This is a genomic window from Paraperlucidibaca baekdonensis, assembly GCF_003387535.1.
GTDB classification, from domain to species: domain Bacteria; phylum Pseudomonadota; class Gammaproteobacteria; order Pseudomonadales; family Moraxellaceae; genus Perlucidibaca; species Perlucidibaca baekdonensis.
Window position 1 is genome coordinate 633,655 of sequence record NZ_QUNR01000001.1, and the last position, 25,847, is coordinate 659,501.

Consider the following 25,847-nt stretch of genomic DNA (forward strand, 5'->3'; position numbering starts at 1 on the left):
TAAACCTCTGCATTGCTGTGGTTGCTCAACGACACGCTGAACAACAAAAGTGTGTCTGTGTATTAACGGAGCGGATTGTAAACGCAGCTTGCACAGTAATTTGTAGATCTTTTGTAAAAAACCGTACAAGACTGCTCAGTCACATACAAAAAAACACTATTTTTTGTCGTGGAGATGGCCTAAACGCTGGCCCATGCGCGTTGGAGAGCCACTTACAAAACTCGCCTCCCACGCCATCACGTCGGGTCCAAACAGCACAATGGCTGTTGAGCCTAGGCGAAAGCGACCCAGCTCATCACCACTGTTGAGCGTGATGGCTTGGTCGGCGGTAAAGTCGGTGGTGCGAATGCGTGAGCCAATAGCCTCCACGCCGCCCCACACGGTTTCGATGCTGGCAACGATCATGGCGCCCACTAAAATCACCACCATGGGGCCGGCCTCGGTGTCGAAGTGCGCCACGAGACGCTCATTGCGAGCGAATAAATTCGGCACGGTTTGCGCGGTCAGGGTGTTGACCGAAAACAGGTCGCCGGGCACGTATACACTGCGTGTGAGGCGGCCAGAGAGTGGCATGTGTACGCGATGGTAGTCGCGCGGTGACAAATACACGGTGGCGAATTGGCCGCCAACAAAGGCCTTGGCAGCCTGCTCATCGGCCAGTAAGTCGCCGAGGCTGTAGTCATGACCTTTGGCTTGAAATACGCGATCGGCGGTGATCGGACCGAGCTGTGAAATCGCACCATCGGCCGGGCATAAAATGCTGTCAGCTTCAGTGCATAGGCTGCGTGCGCCCGGTTTTAAGGCGCGTGTGAAAAAGTCGTTAAAGCAGGCGTATCGCGATAAATCCGGTTCCAGTGCCTCGCTCATGTCGACTTGGTAGCGCTCAGCAAAGCGTGAAATAAACGTGTCTTTAATCCACGGCGTGGTGCTGGCGGCGAGCTTGCCGACCACGCGCGACAACGCATGTTGTGGCAAGACATATTGAAACGCGGTGCGCAGACGGTCGACGGAAAAAGCCATGTCGATGAATTCCTTAAGTAAGCAATAAGGCGCGATGGTAATGCAGCGCGCGACTGGCATAAAGCTTTTGTGACGGCGATTAGCGTTGGGCCGGCCAGCTGAGGCTAACCACCAGTCCGGTCGCGTCAGGTGGCCCGTGCAGCGCGAAGCTGTGGCAATGCCAGTTGCCAATGACAGGGTGCGTTACCGGCGAGGCGGCACTGTTGAGACTTTTTAAGTCGATGCGCAAGCCGAGGCCATGGGCTTTTACGAGAGACTCTTTGCGCGTCCAGATGCGTAGAAAGCCGTTTTCATCGTCTGCGTGTGCATGTTCGTCGGGGTGAAAGTAGCGCTGCACGAGGGTCGGGCGCGCGCGTTGCCGGCCTAAGCATTCAATATCAATGCCGAGCGAGCCGGCCTCATCTAGGCGGTGTGGTGCAAACAGCGTGCGTGGCGCAATGGCCAGCGCCAGCATATGTTGGCTATGCGACCAATTGAATTGCCAGTGACTGCCTGGCCAGTAGGGCTTGCCGAGCGTCGTGGTCTGTAGGCTCGGTGAGCTCGCCGAATGGGCATCGCTGAGCCGATCATGCGCTTGCAACCACGCCAGGATTTGCTTGCGCTGTGGCACCGATTGCTGCGTCGATTGTGCCAGCGCGGCAACATAAATCGTGATGCCCTGCGGGTCAGCCCCGAGTGCCACCTGGTCATTGGGGCGGAGGCTAAAAACGACTTGGCCGCCAGACGCAGGAGCAGCGACGGCGGCCAAGGGCATCACGGCGAGAGCGGCTTAAAACAGCACGCGGGTGCGTATCGTGCCGTTGATTTGCTGGAGCTTCTCCAGCGCCACTTCGGAATAGGCCGCGTCAACATCCATCACCAAGTAGCCGATACTTTCGTTGGTCATCAGCGATTGCGCGCTAATGTTAATGCCATTTTCCGCAAACACTAAGTTGATGGCCGACAGCACGCCCGGCACATTGGCGTGGATGTGTAATAAGCGGTGCTTGCCGGGTGTCATCGGTAATGACACCTCGGGAAAGTTGACCGAGGTGGTGGTGGCGCCGGTGTCCGAATAACGCGCGAATTTTTCTGCCACTTCAAGACCAATATTGGCCTGCGCCTCAATGGTCGAGCCACCGATGTGCGGCGTTAAAATGACGTTGTGGTGACCACGCAACGGCGAGACAAATTCCTCATCGTTAGATTTTGGCTCTTTCGGGAACACGTCGATGGCCGCGCCGCTTAAGTATTTGCTGCTAATAGCGGCGGCCAGCGCATCGATATCGACACAGGTGCCACGCGCGGCATTAATAAAGATCGCGCCTTTTTTCATTTGCGCAAAATGCTCTGCGCGCATCATATTGCGCGTCGATGGCACATCAGGCACGTGCAGCGACACCACATCGGCGGTGTTTAATAACTCGTCCATGCTGGTGACTTGGCGTGCATTACCCAGCGGCAGTTTGGTGAGCGTGTCGAAATAAATCACGTGCATGCCCAGCGACTCAGCGAGCACCGAGAGTTGTGAGCCAATCGAACCATAGCCCACGATGCCCAGCGTTTTGCCGCGCGCTTCATAGGAGCCTTCAGCCGATTTTGACCAGCCGCCGGCGTGCACCATGGCATTTTTTTCAGGGATGCCGCGCAGCAATAAAATCAACTGACCGAGCACGAGCTCGGCGACTGAGCGGGTGTTGGAAAACGGTGCGTTAAACACCGGAATGCCGCGCTTTAATGCTGCCTGCAGGTCAACTTGGTTGGTGCCGATGCAGAAACAGCCAATGGCCACGAGCTTATCGGCGGCAGCAATGACTTTTTCCGTGAGTTGTGTGCGTGAGCGCAGGCCAACAAAATGCGCATCTTTAATTTTCTCGATCAGCGCGTCTTCGTCGAGTGCGCCGCGAATGTACTCGATGTTGGTGTAGCCATTATTGGCCAGCACATCGAGGGCATTTTTGTGCACGCCTTCTAATAACAAAAAACGGATTTTGGCTTTATCGAGGGAGAGCTGGCTCATGGCGTGGACTCACGGCAGGAAATTTAAGGCGCGCATAGTAGCACAGGCCCTGCATTAGGTAGAATGATCGTCTTCAAATCTGTGATAGGGCGCTGACATGGCACTGGCGGCAGCAACACTTCAATCCTTGATGGACATCGTGGGTGATTCGCGCGTGCGCGTGGACGAGCAAAGTTTGGCCACGTGGGGCGTGGACTGGACGAAAATGTATACGCCAGCACCCTCGGCGATTGTCTTTCCGTCGAGCATTGAGCAGGTGCAAGCGGTGGTGCGTTTGGCCAATGATGCCGGTTTTGCCATCGTGCCATCGGGCGGCCGCACGGGGCTGTCGGCAGGCGCTGTCGCGGCCAATGGCGAGGTGGTGGTGAGCTTTGACTACCTCAATAAAATCACCGAGTTCATTGCTGAAGATCGTGCCGTGCGCATTCAGGCTGGTGTAGTTACCGAGCAGCTGCAAAATTTTGCTGAAGAAAACGGCCTGTATTATCCCGTCGATTTTGCCTCGGCGGGTTCCTCGCAACTCGGCGGCAATATTGGCACCAATGCGGGCGGTATTAAGGTCATCAAATACGGCATGACGCGCAACTGGGTGCTGGGCCTGAAAGTGGTGACGGGCAAGGGCGATATCCTCGAGCTCAACAAAGACATGATCAAAAATGCCACCGGCTACGACCTGCGGCATTTGTTTATTGGCGCCGAAGGCACGCTGGGCTTGGTGGTGGAGGCGACCATGAAGCTCGATCGTGCGCCGCGTAATCTGCAGGTGATGGTCTTGGGCACGCCGGATTTTCCATCGGTTATGCATGTTCTGCGCGAGTTTCAAGCGCGGCTCGATCTCACCGCCTTTGAATTTTTCTCGGAGTTGTCGGTGCAATTGGTCACCGCGCATTCGGGTATCGCGCGGCCATTTGAGTCGGCCACGCCGTTCTATGCGCTGCTCGAGTTTGAGGCCTTGTCGGACGCCATGAGCGATGAGGCGATGGCGATTTTTGAGCAATGCGTGGAGCAGGGCTGGGTGGTCGATGGCGTGCTCGGTCAGTCGGAGACGCAGGCGAAAAATCTCTGGCGTTTGCGCGAAGATATTTCCGAGACCATCGCGCCGTACACGCCCTACAAAAATGATATCTCGGTGATGATCGCGCGCGTGCCGGCGTTTATTGCAGACATCGACGCCATTGTGGGCGCGCAATATCCGGACTTCCGCGTGGTCTGGTTTGGCCATATTGGCGATGGCAATTTGCACTTAAACATTCTCAAGCCCGATGCCATGGAGAAGGCCGATTTCTTCGCCAAATGCAAAGCCGTCAATGTGCAGGTTTTTGAGACCGTGCAGAAATACAATGGCTCGGTATCGGCAGAACATGGCGTTGGCATGACCAAAAAAGCCTATTTGACCTACACGCGCTCAGCCGTTGAGGTGGAGTATTTGCGCGCCATTAAGCAGGTATTTGACCCCAATGGCGTGATGAATCCGGGCAAGATTTTCGACCCGGCTTAAGGGCATTGGCGTTTTGCGCGTTTTTTAGGGAGATGACATGAGCTATCAATGGCAAGCCGGTGGCGCAGTCGATATGCCCGTGGGCAAGCTGGTCTGCGTGGGGCGCAATTACGCCGCGCATGCCCGTGAGCTCGGCAATGACGTGCCGGATGCACCGATTATTTTCCTCAAGCCGAGCACGGCGGCGGTGGCGTTGATGCCTGAGTTTGCGCTGCCAGTCGGGCGTGGCGAGTGCCATTACGAGACGGAAATTACGCTGCTGATGGGCCAGCGGTTATCGGCAACGGATGGTCATGACGCCTCGCCGGTGAGCGCTCTGCAAGCGCGCGAGGCCATTGCCGGCATCGGTTTGGGCTTAGATTTGACCTTGCGCGACCTGCAAAATCAGCTGAAGGCCAAGGGCCAGCCCTGGGAGTTGGCGAAAGCTTTCGATGGCGCCGCGCCGTTGAGTCCGTTTTTGCCTATCGCCGCCGATACCGATTTGGCAGCGCTGACGTTTAGTTTGGATATCAATGGCCAGCGCCGGCAAAGCGGCAACAGCGCCGATATGATCGCCGACATGATCGCGCTGCTGCAGTTCATCACGCGCTATATCACGCTGTTACCGGGTGATGTGGTGATGACCGGTACGCCGGCCGGCGTGGCGGCCTTGCACACAGGCGATGAACTCAACTTACAGCTGAGTGAGCAGGCGAGCTGGCACACGCGGGTACGCTAGCCGGCTTGAACAGATGAGCGCGAGGGAGCGAGTCGCTTCGTGAAGCGACCTATTCGCCAAAACCACGCTGAAATTTGTGAATCTGGCGGCGCTCTTTTTTATTCGGCTTATGCTCCGGATGCGCTAGATTTTGCGCCTTACGCTGCTCGCTAAGGGCGGCGCGTTTGGCCACACTTTCCTCGGTCTCATGATAAAGCTGCTGCGCCACCGGGGCCGGCCCGCGCACGCTGGAAAGCGCATCGACGATGACGGTTTTCTCATCGTTGCCCTGGCGCAAGGTCAGCGTCATATTGACCAAGACTTCACGGCTGACTTTCACACGCTGCCCCTCGCAATGCACATGGCCGCTGTCGATCGCGGCTTTTGCCAGCGAGCGCGTCTTGTAAAAGCGCGCCGCCCACAGCCATTTATCGATGCGGGTGCGTGTGTCCTCAGTGCTGTCTTTTTTCGTGGTCATTGCTAGGAATGCTCTGAATACGCGGCGGTCGCCGATAACATGCGCTGGCCCTGTGTTAAGGCCGGCACCTCGCCGAGTTCGGCAAACTGATCAATGGCCGAGTAGCGCAGGCGTTTACGCATCGGCTTTTCGCTATCGGGCGTGCTCACGCAAATACACGCGGCAATGCCAAACTCGGCGGCGCTGTCGAGCACGGCCTCGCTGTCATCGACAAAGACACTGCGCGCCGGATCAATGCGCTGCTGCGTGCATAGTTGCTGCCAAAATGCTTGCGCCTCTTTGGCATGGCCGTAGTCGTGCGAACTCACCATGGCATCGAAATAGTCGCCAAAGGCTTGCACGGCGAGCTTGAGCTCAAGACTTGAGCGATGCGCATTGGTGGCTAAAATCAGGCGACGACCACTGGCTTTTACCGCCGCCAAAAAGGCAAAGGCATCGGCGCGCTCGCGGATTAAATGCTTCAGCGTGTGCTTATGCGGCACGATGTCGAAGCCGACTTGCTCACTCCAAAAATCGGTGCAATACCAGTTGAGCTGGCCCTGGTGTTTTTGAAAGCGCATGAGCAATTCGCAGAGGCCTTGCTCGCGCGGCAGGCCATTGTGCTCAGCAAACAGCGCGGGCAGGTGTTGCATCCAAAAAATATTGTCGAAATGCAGGTCGAGCACGGTGCCATCCATGTCTAAAATCACGGTGTCGATGTGCGCCCAGTCCAGTGCGGTGTTGGGTGAAGCGGTCATTCGCGTATCCTGTGGCCTTGGCGCGGGGCGCCGTTTTGAATCTGAGGTCAAACATGTCGGGTGAAATGCAAGCGTCTGCCTCGGTGTTGAGCAGTGTAACGCGAGATGCGCTGGCGGCGGTGCTGACAGTGGCCGAACAAGCCGGCCGCGCCATTATGGCAATCTACAACGCGCCTGAGCGCTGGGCGGTGACGGAAAAGTCCGATGCCTCGCCGCTGACAGCGGCGGATGTGGCGGCGCATGAGTGTATCGTGCACGGCTTAAGTGCGCTCGCTGATACCACGCTGGCGCGCTTGCCGGTGCTGTCGGAGGAGTCGAGCGCCTTGGCGGTGCAGGCGCGTCGCGACTGGCCGGCGTATTGGTTGGTCGATCCGCTCGATGGCACCAAGGAGTTCATCGCGCGTAATGGCGAGTTCAGCGTCAATATCGCCTTGGTGGTGGACCAAGAGGCTGTGCTGGGCGTGGTCTATGGGCCGGCCAGCGGCGTTGGCTATGTGGCCGCGCGTGGGCTGGGGAGCTTTCGGGTGGATGACTCGATGCCATCTGACTGGCAGCGCTTACAGGCTGTGGCGCCCGACTGGCAGTTCGCGCCGAGCGCGCTGACATTGACCGTGAGTCGCCGACATGGCTTGGTACGACTAGCAACATTTGAGCAAAATTTAGTCGCGCAGGGTTGGCAGATCGACTCCATCGCGGCCGGTTCGGCATTCAAGATTTGCGCGGTAGCGGAAGGCCGTGCGCAGGCGTATCCGCGTTTTGGCCCGACTAGCGAATGGGACACGGCGGCTGCGCAAATTGTGCTCGAGGAGGCCGGCGGTGAGCTAGTCGACAGCCGTGGCCGCCGCTTTTGCTACAACGCCCGCAACACGCTGCTCAATGGCGATTTTATAGCCGTGGCCGGAACCAGTGCGCCGTGGTTAGCGCACTGGCCAAAGCCTTAGCCCCAAGCTTTCTCCAGCAGCGCCATCACCTGCTTACGATCAACCTCTTTCGGGTTGATGATGATCGCGCCGTCATCGAGCGTGAGGTCAGCAATGTGCTCAAACTGCTCGCGCGTGACCTTGCCGGTCTCTTGCAATGTGCGTGGCAGTTTGCAGCGCGCAAAGATGTCATCGCGCAGACGGCGGACTTCAGCGATGGCACGGTCGGCGCGTTGCGCCACCGGTGTGCTGGCGTAGACATCGGCGCCCGCGAGCGGCAGCAGCAGCTCGGCAATGCGATCGCCGTTGGTGTCTTTGTTGAACTCCAGCACATAGGGCAAAAATAAGTTCATGCACAGGCCATGCGGCAAGTGGCAGACCGCGCCGAGCGAATGGCCAAGCGCGTGTACGAGGCCGACCATGGCATTGGAAAATGCCACGCCCGCCATCGTTGACGCTTGCGCGAGCTCTAGGCGGCCATCACTGTCGCTGGGGTTGTCGAGCACGGCCAGCAGGTTGTCGCTGATCTTGCGGATAGCGGCGGTGGCGTAGGCGTCGCTGATCGGGTTATGCGCCATGCAGGTGTAGGCTTCGAGCGCGTGCGTCATCGCATCCATGCCGGTCATGGCGGTGATGTGTGGCGGCAAGGTTAGCGTCATGCGCGGGTCGAGCACGGCGGCATTGGGCATTAAAAAGTACGACACAAAGGGCATTTTCACGCCGGCTTGGTTGTCGGAAATCACCGCGATGGCGGTAGTCTCGGAGCCGGTGCCGGAGGTCGTGGGCACAACAAATAAGGGCTTTAATGGGCGCTTTAAGACATGTGCGCCGGAGTAGGCGCGCAGATCATCGCCGCCTTCTGAGACCAAGATGTTGACGGCTTTGCAGGTGTCGATGACCGAGCCACCGCCGACCGCGATGATGGCATCGCAGCCATTATCGTTATAGACCTTGGCGGCGGCGTGCACGGTTTCAATCGAGCTGTCGGGTGGCACGTCATCAAACACCGTGCTGATGTCAGCATCGGCGGCGGCAAAGGCGGCCTCGATGTGCTTTAGCAGGCCTACGCCACGCACGCCTTTATCAGTGATGATCATCGGGCGTTTGGCGCCAAGAATATCTAGCTCAAACGGGATGTGCTCGAGCGCGGCATTGCCGGCGATGACTTTAACGGGGCAAAAAAATTCGTAGTAAGACTTGCTCATATCAGTTTCCTGCAATCAGCGATTTGGCGACTAAGCCGTAAATGCGCGCGGCTTTGGTGAGTTTTTCGGTGAGCGGCACGGCGTCGTAGCGCTTCACGGCGCGTTCGGCGACTAAGCGCGGCAAAATCAATGTTTCCATTTTGTTTAAGCAGCGCACCAAACGGATGGCATGACTAACGCTGCCATCGGCAATCATGCGGTCGTTGGCAAAGGCTTGTGCTGTACCTTCTTGGAAAGAAAATACCAAAAACGCATGCGCTAGGTGCTTAAAACGAATGGTCAGTTCGGGCTTGCCGACTGGCGTGTCGATGACTTCGGAGACGCCATTTTTGCCAATGCGTAAAAAGAAGCTGGGACCATTGGGGTGCACGGTCATGCAGACCTGAAAGCCTTCGGGCAATGCCGCAAGCTCTTTTTGTACAGTGTCGTCGACGCGGCTAGCTGCCGCTAAGCCGCCGCCGACCACTTTCATCATGGTGGCGACATAGGCTTTTTGAGCCTGAACGCTTAAGGTTTCCTTGTTCATTCTGAGTCATCCGCGGAATTAGGCAGCCGACGAGTTTAGAGCAATTACTCTATATTGACTAGCCAGCGTACCTTGCTAGCGCGCTGCGGGTGATCCGACAAGCGATCGACCAGCCAGCTCAGCGTTTTCTGCGCCTCTTCGTAAAAGCCCCAGGGCGGATTGATGACGATTAAGCCGCTGCCATTGAGGCCGAGGGCGTTGTCATCGGGCTGCATGAGCAGTTCGCAAGCGAGCATTTTATTGATGCCGCTATTCATCAGTTCGCGATAAAACTTCACAATCGATGCGCGCTGCTTGATCGGGAACCAGATGCCATAGACGCCGGTGGGCCATTTTTTGTGGGCCGCAACAATCAGTTTGACCAGCTGTGGAAAGCTGTCGCGCTCCAACTCATACGGTGGATCAATGAGCACGAGGCCGCGTTTCTCTTTCGGCGGAATCAGCGCAATCAGGCCTTCATAGGCATTGCGCTGATGCACGGCGATCCGCGCATCGGCGTGAAAATAATGCCGTAAGCTGGCGACCTCGGCGTGCTGCACATCGATTAAAATGGCGCTATCTTGCGCGCGCAATTGGCGCTGGCCGAGCCATGGCGAGCCCGGATAATGACTGCGTGCACCGGCCGCTTGGCAAGCCAGCACGCCTTGCAGATAATCAGCCACCCAGACCGGTGCGCCACGATGATCGTCGAGCCGGTCGATGCCTTGTTGATATTCGCCAGTTTTTTGCGCCTGCGTGCCGTGCAAGTCATAGATGCCGGCGCCGGCATGGGTATCAATATAGCAAAATGCGCTGTCTTTCTTTTTCAAATACGCCATCAGGCCCATTTGCAGACTGTGCTTCATGACATCGGCAAAATTGCCGGCGTGAAAGTGGTGACGATAATTCATGGCAACAAGATCTGATGGTGAGCCAACAATGATACCTGCTAATGCGGCGCGGGTGGTGTGGCCCGAGCTGATTCGTGAGGCCTGTGAGCAGCTCTTTGCCAGCGGTTGGGTGTTGTTGCAGGCGGCGATTCCACCGTCATTGCTGGCGGCTTTGCAGCAGGAAATGCAGGCGCGCGATGGTGCCGGTGAGTTTTATCGCGCCGGCATTGGTCGCGGTGTCACGCATCAAATAACTCGGCAAGTGCGCGGCGATCGCATTGCTTGGCTAGAGCCGGATTGGCCAGCAGCGGCGGCGTATTTGGCATGGATGGCGCAGCTGCAAGCGCATCTCAATGAAGCCGGCTTTTTGGGCCTAGCCGACTTCGAGGCGCACTATGCGATCTACGATGCCGGCAGCTTTTATCGCGCGCATACCGATCAGCATATTGAAGTCGGCGTGCCCGGTGCGGGTCGGCGTATCGTTTCCACGGTGACGTATTTGAATGATGCCGATTGGCCCGATCAGGCCGGTGGTGAGCTCGTGTTATACCCGCCCGATCAGCCGGCGGTGCGCATTCGACCCGCCGGCGGCTCAGTGGTGATTTTTTGGAGCGACACCATTGTCCATGAGGTATTGCCGGCGCAGCAGGCGCGTCGCAGCATTGCGGGTTGGATGCGCACGCGCGGCAATGAGCTGCCGATGTCCTAGTCTTGGTCGTATTGGCCGGTGCGCAGCATCACCAATGTGCAGGCGGCCTCCACAGCAATGCCTTGGGCTGCTAATGCCCGCATGGCTTCCGGATGCTCAGCGCCGGGATTGAAAATCACTCGCCGGGGTTGCAGCGTTTTCAGCGCCCCGAGTTGGCTGTCGAGATGGGCAGGTGCGACATACACGGTGACGGTATCGACCGCTTCGCTAATCATCGAAAGGCTGCGCGCCACGGCAATGCCATCGATCATGTCGTGACCGGGGTTGACCGGAATCACACGATGGCCATGTTTTTGCAGCAGCATGATGGCCTGATGGCTATAGCGCTCGCGCTTGGGGCTGGCGCCTAAAACAGCAACGGTTTCCATGCTCAGACTCCGGTTGTGGCGAGCGCGTCATTGAGGGCGTCTTCTAAAACCCAGAGGCGATCTTGGCCCCAGGTGTGACACAGGCGCTGGCCGTTGAGGTGTAACACAAAGCTCGGCACGCCCCACAGATTTTGCGCAAATAAGTCCTCACGATTGGCCTCAATGGCGGCTCGCCAGTGCGCGTTGGCCAGTGCAGCATCGACAACATCGGCGGTGATGCCAGCGCGCAGCGCGCAGGCATAGATCTCGGGCAGCTGACTTAAATCGCGGCCCTCATGCCAAATCGCCGCGCAGGCTGACTCGGCAAAATCCATGGCCTGAGCAGGCGAAGCCAGCGTCTGCGTGACGGCGAGGCAGTGCTCCACGCCCAGCCCCACGGGGTCGCAAATGCGGCCAAAGGGCAGCTCAAGTACGTCGGCCTCGCGCTTGCTATCGAGCAAAATATACAGGCGCTTGATGGTCGGCACGGGCAGGCCGCGCATGACCATGGGCAGCACCGGCTTGAAGCGCAGCGCCAATCCGTAATGCTCGGCGAGCGCGCGCACACGGGCTAAGGCGAGGTAGGAGTAGGGGCTGCGATAGGAAAAATACACATCAAGCGTGGTGTCGAGGGCGCGCAAGTCGGCAAGGCGTTCGGGCTCGCCAACAAGGAAATGGCCATCGAGATGGGTGCTCCACTGCGCGCTGCTGGTGCCCAGCTGTAAGTTGCTCAAGCGCCGCGTGAGATGGTCGAGGCGGTCGAGGCCCCAATACCATTCGCCGGCGTAATGCAGCATGGCGCTGGCGTAGTGGCCGAGCTGGCGTTGCGCGTCGTTGTTGGCTTTGAGCTGTGCGGCATGGGCATCCAGGCTGGGCACGATGGCATTCGGGCTGGGCGCCGCATCGGTGGGCTGCCATAAAGCGCGCAAAATATCTCGCGCGGGCTCCATTACCGAGGTCTCAGTAGCTGCTAAGTCAAGCAGCTGGCGTTGTGCCTGCGCGATGGCTTGCGCGCTCGCTTGCCATTGCGGCGGTGCATCGAGGCCATGCCAACGCGCTAGGCGAGTGGCATCATCACAGGCAAATTGCTGCAGACGCTCGGGCTCAGGCGTGGTGTCGGCACCGCCGTCGCCAAGCACGCGCAGGCCAATGCGCACACCGAAATCGGCCTCGAGCGTGGGCAATGCTTGCAGCAGCAAATAGGCGTAGGGGTCATCGACGCGCAGCCACACGGTGAGCTGATGCGGGTAGCGCCCGAGCCGCCGCCACGCTTCCAGACCTGTGCGCCGCAAATCACGCAGCCGAGTGCTGGTGAGGGCGGCGCTGAGGCGCGGTTGAAGCAGGCGTTGCAATCGGCTCATGGCAGGCTCATCTCTGGCGTGGTCACACGTGCGTTTATCAGTGCTTTTAGGCGTCGGTCACCGCGCCTTCGGAGGCGCTCGACACCAGCTTGGCGTATTTCGCCAACACGCCACGGGTGTAGGCCGACTTCGGTGCGACCCAGCGCGCACGGCGCTCAGCCAGAACCGCATCGGTTACTGCCACGCTGATTTCGCGGGTTTCGGCATCGATGGTAATGGCGTCGCCATCTTCGAGCAGGGCAATCGGGCCGCCATCTTGCGCTTCGGGTGTGATGTGGCCGACCACGAAGCCGTGCGAGCCGCCGGAGAAGCGGCCATCGGTAATCAGCGCGACTTCTTTGCCAAGGCCTTTGCCCATCACGGCGGATGTGGGTGACAGCATTTCGCGCATGCCAGGACCACCTTTCGGGCCTTCGTAGCGAATCACGATGACATCACCGGCGACCACTTCGCCATTGAGAATGCCGGCGAGTGCGGCCTCTTCGCCATGATAAACACGGGCACGGCCCTCAAAGCGCAGGCCTTCTTTGCCGGTGATTTTCGCCACCGCGCCCGTTGGCGATAAGTTGCCGTGTAAAATCACCAAGTGCGAATCTTTTTTGATGGGGTGATCAAAGTCGCGAATGATGTCTTGATCGGCCGGATAGTCGGCGACGTATTCGAGGTTTTCTGCCAGCGTTTTGCCGGTCACGGTGAGCACATCGCCATGCAGCAAGCCGGCGTTGAGCAGGCGCTTCATCAGCGGCTGGATGCCACCGATGGCGACTAATTCGCTCATCATGTATTGGCCCGATGGCCGCAGGTCGGCCAGCACCGGCGTGGTTTTGCCGATCTCGGTGAAGTCATCGAGCGTGAGTGGCACGTTCACGGCGTGCGCCATGGCGAGCAAATGCAGCACGGCGTTGGTGGAGCCAGCGAGCGCGATGACCACGCGGATGGCGTTCTCAAACGCCTTGCGGGTCATGATGTCGGTGGGTTTGATGTCGCGCGCCAAGAGCTCCAGCACTTGCTCGCCGGCGCGGAAGCAGTCCAGCGCTTTGTCGGTGCCGGTGGCATCTTGCGCGCTTGAGCCGGGCAGCGACATACCCAGCGCCTCAATGGCCGAGGCCATGGTGTTGGCGGTGTACATGCCGCCACAGGAGCCCGCGCCGGGAATGGCGGTGTCTTCGATTTGCTTCACTTGAATGAGGTCGATATCGCCTTTGGCGTGCTGACCGACCGCTTCAAATACCGAGATGATGTCGGTATGGCCATAGCCGGGTTTGATGGTCCCGCCATAGACAAAAATCGCGGGGCGATTCAAACGCGCCAAGGCGATCAAGCAGCCAGGCATGTTTTTGTCACAACCACCGACGGCCACGACGCCATCGAAGCCTTCGCAACCGACCACGGTTTCAATGGAGTCGGCGATGACTTCGCGCGACACCAGCGAATATTTCATGCCCTCGGTGCCGTTAGCGATGCCATCGGAAATGGTGATGGTGTTGAAAATCACGCCTTTGCCACCGGCGGCGTTGGCGCCTTTTTCGGCCTCTTCAGCGAGCTTGTCGATGTGCATATTGCAGGGCGTGACATTGGCCCAGGTGGAAGCGATGCCGATCTGTGGTTTCTTGAAGTCTTCGTCGGTGAAGCCTACCGCGCGCAGCATGGCGCGGCCGGGTGCGGCCTCCACGCCATCAACCACTTGCGAGGAATACTTGCGCATATTGTCGGTGATTTTCGTCATGTTCGGCGTCCTTAAAGCGTTTTGCTAAAGACCAGCGAATTGCGCTGGAAGTTATAGAGAGAGAGGCGTTGTTTCGGTAGGGCATCGACCGTGGATGGCTTAAAGCCTTGCTCTTGGAACCACAGCGCGGTGCGCGTGGTGAGCACAAATAATTGCCGCAGGCCTTTGCTCATGGCACGGTTTTCTAAGAATGCCATGAGCTCGGAGCCGCGCGAACTTTTGCGGTAATTCGGGTGGATGGCGACACAGGCGATCTCGCCGGCTGGCACTTCGCCGGGGCTGGTGGGCAGCGGGTAGAGTGCCGCGCAGCCGATGATCATGCCGTCGCGTTCGACCACAGCAAAATGCGAGATTTCATTTTCCAATTTGCGCCGTGAGCGCCGCACCAAAATGCCTTGTTCTTCGAGCGGCTCAAGCATTTCGATGAGGCCGCCAACGTCTTCGATTTCGGCGGTGCGAATTTCTTCGTAGGGGTCGTGGGTGATCAGCGTGCCGGAGCCATCGCGCGTGAACAGCTCTTGCAGCATGGCACCGTCGCGCGCATAAGAAATGATGTGCACACGCTTGACGCCTTCGCGGCAGGCATCGCGCGCCGCATTCATGTGACGTAATAATTCGGAATCGATATCGCGATTGCGCAGGTACTGATCGACTTCATTGGGGATCATTTCGCGCAATAGGCGCTCGTCGTCATCGCCCAAAATGCCTTCGCGCTCGCCGAGGCAGATAAGCTTATTAGCTTGCAGCGCGGTGGCGACATTGACCGCGACATCTTCGGCGCGCAGGTTAAAGACCTCGCCGGTGGTCGAGTAGCCGGTGGGGCCAATAATCACAATATGATGATTGGCCAGGTTTTTATTAATGACATCGGTGTCGACCGAGCGCACCTCGCCGGTCAGCCCGAAGTCCACGCCATCACGCACGCCATAGGGTTTGGCGGTGATGAAGTTGCCGGAGACGGCATCGATTTTGGCGCCAAACATGGGCGAGTTGGCCAAGCCCATGGACAACAACGCTTCGATTTCTAGGCGAATGGCACCGACGGCGTCCATGACGCAGCGCAGGGCTTCGCGCGTGGTCACGCGCAGACCATTGTGATAGGGCGTGCTGAGGCCGTATTCGACGAGATTTTCATCGATTTGCGGACGCGCGCCATGCACCAACACCAGCTTGATGCCGAGCGAATGCAGCAGCGCGATGTCATGCACAATATTGCGGAAATTCTCGTGGTTGACCGCTTCGCCGCCAAACAACAGCACAAAAGTTTTGCCGCGATGGGCATTGATGTAGGGCGCAGAGTTGCGAAACCAATGCACATACTGGTCCGACATGGTGTCTTGAAAGGGCGCTGGGCTGCTCAAAGGATTGCCTATGAAATGTGAGTTTGACGAGTGATTGTATAAGCCGATTAGTCTGCGAGGCAAAAGCGTTTTACTAGCCCACGCAAAATGCTGATCGTTGGGTTCAAATTGGCCAGTTCCACATACTCATTAGGCTGATGCGCAACGTCAATATGGCCGGGGCCAAAGATCAGCGCATCCATGCCCAAGGCTTGCAAATACGGGCCTTCGGTACCAAATCCGGCGGCGCCGGCGGTATGTTCGGTGAGCTGCTCTAGAGCCTGCACTAAGGGCGAGTCGGCGGGCGTGTTGAGCGCGGGCGTGCCTTCAAACAGTGGCTCATTGCGAATACTCACGCGAAAGCGCTCGGCCAGTGGCAGCAAACGTGTGTTGATGTCGGCGCGCAATTCGGCCATCGACATGCCCGGAAGCGGGCGCAAATCGTATTGCAGCTCGCAGCGCGCGCAGATGCGATTGGGGTTATCGCCGCCATGAATGCAGCCTAGGTTGAGCGTCGGCGTGGGCACGGTAAATAGCGCATTGTGGTAGCGGCTGGCGAGCTGCTCGCGGTAGCTGATGAGCTCGCTGATGACCGCGTGCATGGCATCGAGGGCATTGCGGCCGAGGCTGGGGTCGCTCGAGTGCCCGCTTTGACCTTCAATGAAAATACGCTCCATCATCGCGCCCTTGTGCATGCGCAGCGGGCGCATGCTGGTGGGCTCGCCAATCACCGCATAACGCGCTTTCGGCTTGCCGGCATCGACTAAGGCGCGGGCGCCGGCCATGCTGGTTTCTTCATCGCAGGTGGCGAGGATGATCAGTGGCGCTTTCAAGGCTTTGCCGGCGCGCATCTGCGCCACGGCGTCATCGGCGGCGGCGAGGGCGAGCGGGAAAAAGCCTTTCATGTCGGCGCTGCCGAGGCCGTAGAGTCGGCCATCGCGCTCGGTGAGCGTGAACGGGTCGCTGTGCCAGCCAGTTAAGTCGTAAGGCACGGTGTCGGTGTGGCCGGAAAACACCAAGCCGCCGGGGCCTTCGCCGAGGGTCGCGAGCAAGTTGGCCTTACCCGGCGACACCGGCATGATCTCGCAGCGAAAGCCTAAGTCGGTGGCCCATTCGGCAATGTGATCGATCACCGAACGATTGCCTTGGTCTATCGAGGCGTCGGTGGAGCTCACACTAGGCGTGGCAATGAGCGTGTCGAGTTGTGAGCGTAGAGCAGCGGAAATCATAGCGGGCAACGCATTGGCTTAACGAAGCACCACACCATACACCGGAACGCAGCGGCGCTCTACTGGGCAAATGCCGCGCGCTACCAGTCGAAGCTGGCTTGTGCGCTAGGGGCGGAGGTGAGGCCATTGAGCTCGGTCTGCAGAGCGCTGAGCGGTTCGACTTTTTCGCGAGAGGCGCGTGGCGCGTGGACGGCCGTGCGCGTGGCGTTGCTGCGATGGTTTTTGCCGCCGGCACGGCTACCGTGGCGCTCAAAAACCACTTTAGCCGCCGCCCGCGCATCGGGTTGATTGCGCCAGCTGTGCAGACGAACTTTCGCCTCGCGCGCGGCCTGCACGGCATCGACGATGGGCATCGGATAATCCTCACCGAGCACGCAGCCAGCGCGTGCTTGCATAGAGGTCGGCATGCGCCACGGCTCCGCCAGAAAGCTCAACGGCACATCACGCAGTTCCGGTAGCCAGCGCCGCACATATGCACCGGTGGGGTCTTGGTCTTGCTGCTGCTTGATGGGGTTGTAGAGGCGCACGGTATTGATGCCGGTGACCCCGGCTTGCATGTGTAATTGCGGGTAATGAATGCCGGGCTCGTAATCGAGAAACAGTCGCGCCAAATGCAGGCCGGGCTCGCGCCAATGCAGCCACAGGTGGTGCGTGGCGAAACTCACGAGCATGGCGCGCATGCGAAAATTCAGCCAGCCGGTGTGAATAAGCTGGCGCATACAGGCATCGATCAATGGGTAGCCGGTGTGGCCATTGGCCCACGCCTGAAGCCGCTGCTGCTCATCGGGGCTGAGGGCGCCTTCGTTACGCAGGCCATCGAAGGCGGCATTGACATTGCGCCGCTCAATGGCCGGCTCCGACTCCAGCTTCTGAATAAAATGGCAGTGCCAATGCAGCCGCGACAATACAGCCGCCAGTGAGGCACGCCAGCGTGCCTGATGCTCAGGCGCGATGTCATTGAGCTGCTCGCGCCGCGTGCTGATGGCTTGCACGACTTCGCGCATCGACAAGCAGCCCCAGGTTAAATACGGACTCAGGCGCGAGCCTGCCTGCGCTGCGGTGAGCGGGCTGGAAATGCCGCCTCGAAAGCGATACGCCCGATGCAGCAGAAAGTCTTCGAGCACGGCGAGGCCAGCTTGACGACCGCCGCGTTGACGCTCGGGCGCATCATCGCGGGCGTCGAGGGGCCACAGTGCATCGACCTTGCGCATGAGCTCGGGCCAGCTTAAGCCCTGCGGCGCATGGGCTGGATAGCTAAGCGTGGCAGGTGTGTGATGCACACCTAAGGCCATGGTCATCTCCCAGGCACTGGCCCAGCGCCCGCGCTTTTTCAGGCCGCGCAACACGCCAAATTGCCGATGCTCGTGCCAGTGCACACGGTGCGCCAAGGCCCACTGCGCCACCGCTTGGTCGCGGGCAAAACTCAGGCCATTGCCGGTTTCTTCGTGGCTATGAATCTCGGCAAATGGCCAGCGCGCGTGCAGTTCGCTGAGCACATCGGTGACCTCGCCAAACGCCAAATGCAGTCGGCTGCCCTTAGCCCGTAGGGTGCGATCAAGGTCGGCCAGGCTTTCCAAATAAAAGCGCCGATGGCGCGCGCTGGCATCAGCCGCGCCTAACCAGCTCGGCTCAATAATCGCCAGTGGCAGAACATCGCCACGCGCGCTCATGAGCGGCGCGTGGTCGTGCAGGCGAAGATCGCGTTTGAACCAGACGATGGTTTTCATTTGCTAAGAATGAGCGTGGATGGCCCCTCAAGCCAGTCGACAGCATTGGGACGAAAATAGCGGCGGAAGTGGCTTTCAGTTGGCGGAGTTTTTAGGCGCCGCAATGGCGAACTACGTGCGGCGCTGGCGCTCAAGCATGGCGCCGAAAAACAGGCCGGCTTCAAACAGCAGCCACATGGGAATGGCGAGCATGCTCATCGATAGCGCATCGGGTGGGGTCAGAAACATCGACACGGCAAAACAGCCAACGATGATGTAGCGGCGTTTTTCGGCGAGCGAGGCGCTGCTGACCACGCCGGCAGCGATGAGCACGAGCACGGCGATTGGTATTTCAAAGGTCATGCCGAAGACTAAGAACAGCTTCAGGGCGAAGTCTAAATAGAGATTGATGTCGGTCATGATGGCGACGTCGGTGGGGCCGATGCGCGTGAAAAAGCCGAGGATGGCCGGCAGCGTGATGAAGTAGGCAAAGGCGATGCCGGCGTAAAATAGCAAGGCACTGGTAAACACCAGCGGGATGGCGATGCGGCGTTCGCGCTGGTAGAGCGCCGGCGCGATAAAGCCCCAGAGTTGAAACAAAATATAGGGCACGCTGGCAAATAGTGCGACGAAAAACGTCAGCTTAAACGGTGCCATAAACGGCGAGGTCACATCGGTGGCGATCATGGTGCTGCCAGCGGGAAGCAGCGCGCGCAATGGCGCGGAGAGGCCTGCGTAGAGGTCATTGGCAAAATACACGAGGCTGAAAAACACCACCACCAGCACGATCAAGACGCGCACCAAACGTGTGCGCAGTTCAAGCAAATGATTGACCAGTGGCATTTCCGCGGTGGGCGGCAACTCTGGCTCAGTCATGAGGTTTGCTCGCGTTGTGGCCTGCTGCGTTTTCAGCGCGCGGCGCATCGGGCGTGCTTGAGCTCACGCTCTGCATAATGTCAGCGCTCATTTGCTGTTTGGCGGCTTCGGCTTTTGCCATTTCTTTGCGAATGCGCTCGCGCATCTCGGCGCTGGCGACTTCGTTTTCAATGTCGGCTTGCACATTGATTAATGTGCGGCGGATGCGGCCTATCCAAGCCCCGGCCATGCGCGCGGCATGCGGCAGTTTTTCAGGCCCGAGCACCACCAAGGCGATGATGCCCAACACCAATAATTCGCTGAAGCCGACATCAAACATGGGTTAGACCTTAGCTGTCTTTGCGCTCGTGTGTGCTCGGCTCATTTGCTTTTATGTCGCTCGGCGGCACGTGATCCTGCGGTTTGTGCGTGACCTTTTGGGCCGGCGCTTGGCTGTCGTCATCATCGTTCATGGACTGTTTAAATCCCTTGATGGCGCCGCCTAAGTCTTTGCCTAAGTTCTTCAGCTTGCTGGTGCCAAACAACAGCACAATAACAACCAGCAGCAGCAAAATATGCGGTAGCGATAGTCCAGATAACATGGTGTTCTCCTGCTCTGTTAAGGGGTGTCTCGGCTGGCTTTTTCATCGTGGCCGGAGAGGCCAAAACGCCGTGCCAGCTCGGCTAAAATCTGGTCAGGATGGCCGCCTAAATGGCTGAGCATGACGAGTGAGTGAAACCACAAGTCCGCCGTTTCATTGACCACGTCGTTGAGTTCACCGCTGTGCTCGGCATCTTTCGCGGCAATGATGGTCTCAGTGCATTCTTCACCGACTTTTTCGAGGATTTTATTCAGGCCTTTGTGGTGCAAACTCGCCACATAGGAGGTCTCGGGACTGGCGGCTTTGCGTTTCGCCAGCACTACCGCGAGCTCGGCCAGCACCTGATTTTTCGGCAGATCAGTCATGAGTAAATCTCATCGGGTGATTTTAATACGGGGTCGACGGTTTGCCATTGACCATCGACTAGGCGCCGATAAAAGCACGACGCGCGGCCAGTGTGGCAGGCCATGCCGCCGACTTGCTCGACCTGTAGCGTGATGACATCGGCGTCGCAATCGAGGCGCAGTTCAATGAGTTTTTGCACATGGCCAGACTCTTCGCCTTTACGCCAGAGTTTGCCACGCGAGCGTGACCAATACGCCGCGCGCTGCTCGCTGACGGTGAGCGCCAGCGACTCGCGATTCATCCAAGCAACCATGAGAATGCGGCCGCTGAGATGGTCTTGGGCGATGGCAGGAATCAGGCCATCGCGGTCAAATTTGATGTCATCTAGCCAAGACATAATGGCCTCGTAGCAAGTTGGCGATATAGAGCATACGGCATACGCGTCAGTTTAACGCCGCGTGATGCGCCAAAACGCACTCACTGCCGCCAGCGCAATGCCCCAGCCCAGCAGTGCCGGTGGCGCATTCCACGGTAGCGCATGGGTGCTGGCTAGCGCCATCACGCCGCCACTTAGAATACCGAGCCAGGCGATAAAGTCGTGCTGGCGGCCACGGCGCAAATCGGCCTGCAGATGCACGAGGGCATCGAGCTGGCGGCGCTGCCATTGGCCTTGCAAGCGCTGCTGGCTGAGCGCATCGAAAATCAGCTGTGGCAATTCGGGCAGGCCGGCGAGCAAGATCGGTGTGTCTTCTTTGATGCGCTTGAGCAGGGCTTTGGGGCCAATGCGGTCGTTCATCCATTGCGTCAGTAATGGTTTGGCCAGCGACCAGATATCCAGCGCGGGGTAGAGCTCGCGACCCAAACCTTCAATGTGAATCAATGTCTTCAGCAGCAGCACCAATTGCGGCGGAATGTGCAGGCCATGCGTGCGCGACATATCGAGCAGGCCGGCCAAAATGGGCGCGAGCTGCACGTCATCGATGGATTTGCTCAGCACCGGCTCCACTAAACGCCGGACTTCACGGCTGATGACATCGAGCGGCGCGCCGGCGGGAATCCATCCGGCGGTGGCGGCGACGCGCACCAGTTGGCCAAAGTCGCGTTGAATCAAACTCAGCAAAATCTGCGCAATGGTGAGCTGATCTTCGCTCGGCAGCGTGCCAACAATGGCGCAATCAAGGCCAATAAAGCGCGGGTCGCTGGGGTTGCCGGTTTCCACATAAACATTGCCGGGATGCATGTCGGCATGAAAAAAGTTATCGCGAAAAACCTGCGTGAAGAAGATGGTCAGGCCTTTTTCGGCAAGGCGTTCGCGGTCGATGCCGAGTCGGTCAAAGGTGGCGTGATCATTGATTGGCACGCCTTCGATGCGTTCAGCGATCATCACCTCGCGGCTGCCTTGATAGACCTCGGGCACATAAAACAGCGGCGAGCCGACAAAGTTGGCGCGCAGCTGACGCGTGTTGTCGGCCTCGAGCGCCAAATCCGTCTCATCGAGCAGGGTGCGCTCATAATCGTTGACGATGCGCGTCAGCGGAATCACACGCAGATCGAGGCGCTGTTCAATGACTTCCGCCAAGGATTTCAGCAGTGCCATATCGGTGCGAATGCGCTCGGCCACGCCGGGGCGCAGCACTTTGATGATGACTTCGCGACCATCACGGAGTGCACCGGTATGCACTTGGGCAATGGAGGCGGCGGCCAGCGGTGCGTCATCGAAGCGTGAAAATGCCTCGCTGAGCGGCAGTTTCAGCTCGCGCTCAACAATAGCTTTAGCGTCGCTGACCGCAAATGGCGGCACATTTTCTTGCAGCTTCACCAGCTCATCGAGCATGGCCGGTGGCAATAAATCACGGCGCGTGGCAATGAGCTGGCCTAGTTTGATAAACAGCGGGCCGAGCTCCTCAAAGGCTAGGCGAATACGCTCAGGGCCGTGTGCATTGGCGCCGGCAAACCACCAGGCCGGATGCAGGCGAAACGCGAGCAACACCACGCGTGCTAGGGCATTGGGCGGCGGTGGCAGCAGCGTATCGAGACGGTAGCGCGCAAACACGCGCCAGAGCACCAGCAGGCGCGGGAGGTGTTGCATCATGTTGAGCTTTCCAGTTTATGCAGGCGTTGCGCGGCGCGTTTGAGGCGGGCCTCTAAGCGTTCGCTGTCGGCGCGTAAGTCATCGCAATCGCTAACAAATTCGTCGATTTCCCAGCGCACCGGCAGCACCTCACGCTCTTCTTGCAAATACTCGCGGCTATTGAGCAAAAAGGTTTTCGCGGCCTTTTGCGCAAAGCCAAATAAGCCACGCACTTGACGGCCAACTTCATGCGCGGCGCTATCGCCAAAAAGCAGGCTTAAGGGTTCTTCCCAGTCGATATCGAGCTGCTTAGCAATGCCGTGCAACTGCTCAATGAGCTGCACCTGACCATGCACGCGCAAGGGCCCGCCAATGAGTTGCAGTTCACGCGAGAGGGCGAGTTTTAGCAGTGCGCCGGTTTGCGCCTCGATGGTCGCGTGCGGGCGTTCGCTGCTCTCTGGCAGTAAGCGAATGCGCTCATCTTGAATGCGCAACATGACGCTAAAGCGCGGTGCCTCCGTCTCCACATAAATGGATTTGCCGCTCAGTTCGCGAAGGCGCAGGCGCGTCGCCGGATCGTATTGCAGGGCCTGATTGATCAGCGTTTCCACGCCGCGAATGGCTAAGACAAGGGGAAGCGAGGCCATGGGCAGTCCTGTGCGGGGTCTTAAAAGCGGAAGCCGCGATGCAGCGCGACGATGCCGCCGGTGAGGTTGTGATAATCGCAGCGCTCAAAACCGGCGTCGGTCATCATGTCTTTCAGCGTGTCTTGGTCGGGATGCATGCGGATGCTTTCGGCCAGGTAGCGGTAGCTGTCGGCGTCATTGGCGACAAGCTTGCCCATGGCCGGCAGCAGACTAAACGAATAGGCATCGTAGATTTTCGCCAAGGGCTCAAAAATTGGTTTGGAGAACTCCAAAATCAATAAGCGACCGCCGGGCTTTAAGCTCTGATACATCGAGCGTAAGGCGGCATTTTTATCGGTGACATTGCGCAGACCAAAGGCGATGGTGATGAGGTCAAAGCTACCCGGCTCAAACGGCAAGCATTCGGCGTTGGCTTGCACAAAGCCCATATTGCCGTGCACGCCTTGGTCGAGCAGGCGGTCACGACCAACCTGCAGCATAGAGGAGTTGATGTCGGCCAAAATCACATGGCCGCTGGGCCCGACTTCGCGCGAAAAGGCTTTCGCCAAATCGCCGGTGCCGCCGGCAATATCGAGCACGCGCTGGCCGGGGCGTACGCCCGAGAGCTCGATGGCAAAGCGCTTCCAGAGCCGATGAATGCCCAGCGACATGAGGTCATTCATGATGTCGTATTTGGCGGCGACCGAGTGAAATACCTCGGCGACTTTGCCGGCTTTTTCGCTGGCGGCCACGGTCTGATAGCCAAAGTGCGTTTGCTCGCCGGTGGCGGCGCCGCCAACGAGTGGGCCGTTGACCGGCGGTAAATTGGGTCGTGTCATGCCAAAGACTCATCATCGATTGCAAAGGGGTCGCTGGCGCCTTGCGCTAGCTGGTCGAGGATACGCTGTTCGCGGCCCAAGAACACATCTAAGAAGTCGGCCACGGATTTCATCGGTTTCATGACCGCAAAGCCGGTGGCCATGAAGTCGTAGAGACCGGCGAGGCCGGCCATATGTGCCGGGCCTTTGGACATCTTAAAGGTCGCGGTAATGAGTCGTGAGCGCACGTAGCGATCGAGCCCCAGCCCCAGCTCGCGCAGCAACTGCATTTGCGTATGGCGCGCGGGGTATTGGTCGAGGCGGCGATAGCTGGCAATCAAGTCGGCATCGCTTGGCGCGTCAATGCCGTGGGCGAATAGGTCGAGCGCCACGGCTTCATCGAGCTCGCCGGTTAAGGCATTGGCTTCCACGGCGATGGCGGCGGTGCGCATCACCGAATCGGGCAACAGACGCGTGGCCACCGGCAAGGCTTTTTCGATTTCGCGGGCGAGCTCATCGAGCTCAAGACCGGTGTAGATGTCGTTTAAGAAAAATTCGGTGATCGGCGCGTAGCGTTTGTCGGCCAATAAGCTCGCGTGGGTGCGGCGCAGGCGGGCTGTTTGCAGTGCTTGCACGACGAGCACGGCGCTCGCCAAGGAGACATCGGCGTGACGACCCCAGGCGCGATAACGGCTGAGTCCAGCACGAATGCGCGCGTTGGTGGTGGGCTCATCCTGAGTCGGTAATTTCACAACGGCATTCATGGCAAGTCTCTCGTCTCGGCCGCTTGATGCGGCGTGGGCGGCCTTCATGGCCTCACAAAATAAAGCGGCTTAAATCGTCATCTTCGACCAGCGCACCGAGGTGCTGTTGCACATCCGCCGCGCCAATGGTCAGTGTCGCACCGGCTTGTTTCAGCGCTAAGTCAGCGGCATCAAACGCGATGCTTTCAAGCAGGCGCTCAAGCACCGTGTGCAGACGACGCGCGCCGATATTCTCAGTGCGCTCATTGACCTGCCAAGCGACTGTCGCGAGCTCAGCAATGGCCTCGGGCGCAAAAGCCAAGGTCAGCCCTTCGGTGCCCAACAGCGCAACGTATTGCTCAGTTAGCGAGCAATGCGGCTCGGTCAAAATACGCTCGAAGTCCGCCGGTGTCAGCGCGCTAAGCTCAACACGCACGGGTAAACGACCTTGCAGCTCTGGAATCAAATCGGATGGTTTGGCGAGATGAAACGCGCCCGAGCAAATAAACAAAATATGGTCGGTTTTCACCATGCCGTATTTGGTGTTGACCGTGCAGCCTTCAATGAGCGGCAGCAGATCGCGCTGCACGCCATCACGCGAGACATCGGCACCTTGAGCGTCACCGCGGCGGCAGACCTTGTCTATTTCATCAATAAAAACAATGCCTTGCTGCTCGACGGCGTGCAGGGCCTTGGCCTTTAGATCGTCTTCGTTGACAAGCTTGCCGGCTTCTTCTTCACGCACGCGCTTATAGGCTTGGGCAATGCTCAAGCGCTGGGTTTTCTTTTTGCCGCCGCTCAGGCCGGAGAACATTTTCTGCAGCTGATTGCCCATCTCTTCCATGCCCGGCGGCGTCATCATGTCGACACTGGGCGCGGCTTGGCTGAGCTCGAGCTCAATAGTCTGCTCATCGAGCTCGCCGGCGCGCAGGCGGCGGCGAAACAGTTGGCGGGTGGCGCTGTCGGGTGCTGGCGTGGCGTCTTTTTGCCAATCATTGCCGCGTGGTGCGGGCAGCAGCGCATCGAGAATACGCTCTTCAGCGGCCTCGTCGGCGCGCTGGCCAACCGCCTCAATGGCGATCTCGCGTTGCAGCTTCAGTGCCATATCGGCGAGGTCACGAATAATCGTTTCGACATCGCGGCCAACATAGCCAACTTCGGTAAATTTCGTGGCCTCAACTTTAATGAACGGTGCCTGCGCCAAGCGCGCCAAACGTCGTGCAATTTCAGTTTTACCAACGCCGGTCGGGCCAATCATCAGGATGTTTTTTGGCGTCACTTCAGCGCGCATGGTCTCGGGCAGCTGTAGGCGTCGCCAGCGATTGCGCAAGGCCAGTGCCACGGCGCGTTTAGCAGCTTGCTGGCCAACAATATGCTGGTCGAGTTCGTGAACAATCTCACGCGGAGTCATTGATGTCAT

Annotated in this window: 25 protein-coding genes and 2 pseudogenes; 4 read left to right on the forward strand and 23 right to left on the reverse strand. The window is 58.7% G+C overall.

Going from position 1 to position 25,847, the window contains the following annotated elements; all coding sequences use genetic code 11:
• Nucleotides 1-156: 156 nt before the first annotated feature.
• The 3 genes from asd to serA form a co-directional block, all read right to left on the reverse strand.
• Entirely contained in the window at nucleotides 157-1,020 is an 864-nt protein-coding gene (gene asd, locus DFR26_RS02965) for an archaetidylserine decarboxylase (RefSeq protein ID WP_116207641.1), read from the reverse strand.
• Nucleotides 1,021-1,099: 79 nt separating this feature from the next.
• On the reverse strand, nucleotides 1,100-1,774 hold the full coding sequence (locus DFR26_RS02970) for a 4'-phosphopantetheinyl transferase family protein (RefSeq protein WP_116207440.1): 675 nt from the start codon (nucleotides 1,772-1,774) through the stop codon (nucleotides 1,100-1,102).
• A gap of 15 nt (nucleotides 1,775-1,789) precedes the next feature.
• Nucleotides 1,790-3,019: a phosphoglycerate dehydrogenase gene (serA, locus tag DFR26_RS02975; RefSeq protein WP_116207441.1), complete on the reverse strand. Its 1,230-nt coding sequence runs from the start codon at nucleotides 3,017-3,019 to the stop codon at nucleotides 1,790-1,792.
• 97 nt (nucleotides 3,020-3,116) lie between these two features.
• Between serA and DFR26_RS02980 the strand changes: the two genes are divergently transcribed.
• Nucleotides 3,117-4,517 (forward strand): FAD-binding oxidoreductase, encoded by a 1,401-nt coding sequence (locus tag DFR26_RS02980; RefSeq protein WP_116207442.1) that lies wholly within the window; start codon nucleotides 3,117-3,119, stop codon nucleotides 4,515-4,517.
• Nucleotides 4,518-4,554: 37 nt separating this feature from the next.
• Nucleotides 4,555-5,235 carry a fumarylacetoacetate hydrolase family protein gene (locus DFR26_RS02985; protein WP_116207443.1) on the forward strand — a complete coding sequence of 227 codons (681 nt, stop codon included), beginning with the start codon at nucleotides 4,555-4,557 and terminating at the stop codon, nucleotides 5,233-5,235.
• A gap of 49 nt (nucleotides 5,236-5,284) precedes the next feature.
• Here the strand turns inward: DFR26_RS02985 and DFR26_RS02990 are convergent, their stop codons facing one another.
• Both DFR26_RS02990 and yrfG read right to left on the reverse strand, forming a co-directional pair.
• Nucleotides 5,285-5,692, reverse strand: coding sequence for an RNA-binding S4 domain-containing protein (locus DFR26_RS02990; RefSeq protein ID WP_116207444.1), 408 nt, complete (start codon nucleotides 5,690-5,692; stop codon nucleotides 5,285-5,287).
• 2 nt (nucleotides 5,693-5,694) lie between these two features.
• The gene (yrfG, locus tag DFR26_RS02995) at nucleotides 5,695-6,429 is read right to left on the reverse strand and encodes a GMP/IMP nucleotidase (protein WP_116207445.1); all 735 of its coding nucleotides are present in this window, start codon (nucleotides 6,427-6,429) and stop codon (nucleotides 5,695-5,697) included.
• Nucleotides 6,430-6,482: 53 nt separating this feature from the next.
• Here yrfG and cysQ point away from each other — a divergent pair, with 53 nt between their 5' ends.
• Entirely contained in the window at nucleotides 6,483-7,370 is an 888-nt protein-coding gene (gene cysQ, locus DFR26_RS03000; RefSeq protein ID WP_220375689.1) for a 3'(2'),5'-bisphosphate nucleotidase CysQ, read from the forward strand.
• Here the strand turns inward: cysQ and DFR26_RS03005 are convergent.
• Genes DFR26_RS03005 through DFR26_RS03015 form a run of 3 tightly spaced genes read right to left on the reverse strand, consistent with a single transcriptional unit; the run spans nucleotide 7,367 to nucleotide 9,970 of the window.
• On the reverse strand, nucleotides 7,367-8,554 hold the full coding sequence (locus DFR26_RS03005) for an iron-containing alcohol dehydrogenase (protein ID WP_116207446.1): 1,188 nt from the start codon (nucleotides 8,552-8,554) through the stop codon (nucleotides 7,367-7,369). The two genes, cysQ and DFR26_RS03005, sit on opposite strands and share 4 nt — an antisense overlap.
• A gap of 1 nt (nucleotide 8,555) precedes the next feature.
• On the reverse strand, nucleotides 8,556-9,080 hold the full coding sequence (locus DFR26_RS03010; protein WP_116207447.1) for a hypothetical protein: 525 nt from the start codon (nucleotides 9,078-9,080) through the stop codon (nucleotides 8,556-8,558).
• A 44-nt stretch (nucleotides 9,081-9,124) separates the two neighbouring features.
• Nucleotides 9,125-9,970 carry a 23S rRNA (adenine(2030)-N(6))-methyltransferase RlmJ gene (locus DFR26_RS03015; protein WP_116207448.1) on the reverse strand — a complete coding sequence of 282 codons (846 nt, stop codon included), beginning with the start codon at nucleotides 9,968-9,970 and terminating at the stop codon, nucleotides 9,125-9,127.
• 28 nt (nucleotides 9,971-9,998) lie between these two features.
• Here DFR26_RS03015 and DFR26_RS03020 point away from each other — a divergent pair, with 28 nt between their 5' ends.
• Nucleotides 9,999-10,658, forward strand: a complete 660-nt coding sequence (locus DFR26_RS03020; RefSeq protein WP_181898967.1) for a 2OG-Fe(II) oxygenase — start codon at nucleotides 9,999-10,001, stop codon at nucleotides 10,656-10,658.
• On the opposite strand, the gene DFR26_RS03025 is transcribed toward DFR26_RS03020, so the two are convergent.
• From DFR26_RS03025 to hslU, 15 genes and pseudogenes are all read right to left on the reverse strand, one after another.
• Nucleotides 10,655-11,026, reverse strand: coding sequence for a CoA-binding protein (locus DFR26_RS03025; RefSeq protein WP_116207450.1), 372 nt, complete (start codon nucleotides 11,024-11,026; stop codon nucleotides 10,655-10,657). The genes DFR26_RS03020 and DFR26_RS03025 overlap by 4 nt on opposite strands.
• A 2-nt stretch (nucleotides 11,027-11,028) precedes the next feature.
• Nucleotides 11,029-12,366, reverse strand: a complete 1,338-nt coding sequence (locus DFR26_RS03030; protein ID WP_116207451.1) for a DsbA family protein — start codon at nucleotides 12,364-12,366, stop codon at nucleotides 11,029-11,031.
• A gap of 46 nt (nucleotides 12,367-12,412) precedes the next feature.
• Complete coding sequence (ilvD, locus tag DFR26_RS03035) at nucleotides 12,413-14,092, reverse strand: dihydroxy-acid dehydratase (RefSeq protein WP_116207452.1); 1,680 nt, start codon at nucleotides 14,090-14,092, stop codon at nucleotides 12,413-12,415.
• Nucleotides 14,093-14,103: 11 nt separating this feature from the next.
• Nucleotides 14,104-15,423: an amino-acid N-acetyltransferase gene (gene argA, locus DFR26_RS03040; RefSeq protein ID WP_116207453.1), complete on the reverse strand. Its 1,320-nt coding sequence runs from the start codon at nucleotides 15,421-15,423 to the stop codon at nucleotides 14,104-14,106.
• Nucleotides 15,424-15,500: 77 nt separating this feature from the next.
• Nucleotides 15,501-16,661 (reverse strand): acetylornithine deacetylase, encoded by a 1,161-nt coding sequence (gene argE / locus DFR26_RS03045; protein ID WP_116207454.1) that lies wholly within the window; start codon nucleotides 16,659-16,661, stop codon nucleotides 15,501-15,503.
• 80 nt (nucleotides 16,662-16,741) lie between these two features.
• Nucleotides 16,742-18,388 carry a cryptochrome/deoxyribodipyrimidine photo-lyase family protein gene (locus DFR26_RS03050; protein ID WP_116207455.1) on the reverse strand — a complete coding sequence of 549 codons (1,647 nt, stop codon included), beginning with the start codon at nucleotides 18,386-18,388 and terminating at the stop codon, nucleotides 16,742-16,744.
• Between the two features lie 111 nt (nucleotides 18,389-18,499).
• Complete coding sequence (gene tatC / locus DFR26_RS03055; RefSeq protein WP_116207456.1) at nucleotides 18,500-19,243, reverse strand: twin-arginine translocase subunit TatC; 744 nt, start codon at nucleotides 19,241-19,243, stop codon at nucleotides 18,500-18,502.
• Nucleotides 19,236-19,562, reverse strand: a complete 327-nt coding sequence (tatB, locus tag DFR26_RS03060) for a Sec-independent protein translocase protein TatB (protein WP_116207457.1) — start codon at nucleotides 19,560-19,562, stop codon at nucleotides 19,236-19,238. The genes tatC and tatB overlap by 8 nt, the downstream gene beginning before the upstream one ends.
• A 10-nt stretch (nucleotides 19,563-19,572) precedes the next feature.
• Nucleotides 19,573-19,824, reverse strand: a complete 252-nt coding sequence (gene tatA / locus DFR26_RS11305) for a twin-arginine translocase TatA/TatE family subunit (RefSeq protein WP_116207458.1) — start codon at nucleotides 19,822-19,824, stop codon at nucleotides 19,573-19,575.
• A gap of 17 nt (nucleotides 19,825-19,841) precedes the next feature.
• Nucleotides 19,842-20,566: pseudogene (hisIE, locus tag DFR26_RS11310) on the reverse strand (bifunctional phosphoribosyl-AMP cyclohydrolase/phosphoribosyl-ATP diphosphatase HisIE).
• A 51-nt stretch (nucleotides 20,567-20,617) separates the two neighbouring features.
• Nucleotides 20,618-22,261 (reverse strand): AarF/UbiB family protein, encoded by a 1,644-nt coding sequence (locus DFR26_RS03080; RefSeq protein WP_116207461.1) that lies wholly within the window; start codon nucleotides 22,259-22,261, stop codon nucleotides 20,618-20,620.
• Nucleotides 22,258-22,887 carry a ubiquinone biosynthesis accessory factor UbiJ gene (locus DFR26_RS03085; protein WP_116207462.1) on the reverse strand — a complete coding sequence of 210 codons (630 nt, stop codon included), beginning with the start codon at nucleotides 22,885-22,887 and terminating at the stop codon, nucleotides 22,258-22,260. Before DFR26_RS03085 ends, DFR26_RS03080 begins: the two co-directional genes overlap by 4 nt.
• Nucleotides 22,888-22,907: 20 nt before the next feature.
• Nucleotides 22,908-23,648: pseudogene (gene ubiE / locus DFR26_RS03090) on the reverse strand (bifunctional demethylmenaquinone methyltransferase/2-methoxy-6-polyprenyl-1,4-benzoquinol methylase UbiE); the annotation flags it as partial.
• A 53-nt stretch (nucleotides 23,649-23,701) separates the two neighbouring features.
• Nucleotides 23,702-24,448: a DUF8198 family protein gene (locus tag DFR26_RS03095; RefSeq protein WP_116207464.1), complete on the reverse strand. Its 747-nt coding sequence runs from the start codon at nucleotides 24,446-24,448 to the stop codon at nucleotides 23,702-23,704.
• 52 nt (nucleotides 24,449-24,500) lie between these two features.
• Nucleotides 24,501-25,847, reverse strand: a complete 1,347-nt coding sequence (gene hslU / locus DFR26_RS03100; RefSeq protein WP_245952993.1) for an ATP-dependent protease ATPase subunit HslU — start codon at nucleotides 25,845-25,847, stop codon at nucleotides 24,501-24,503.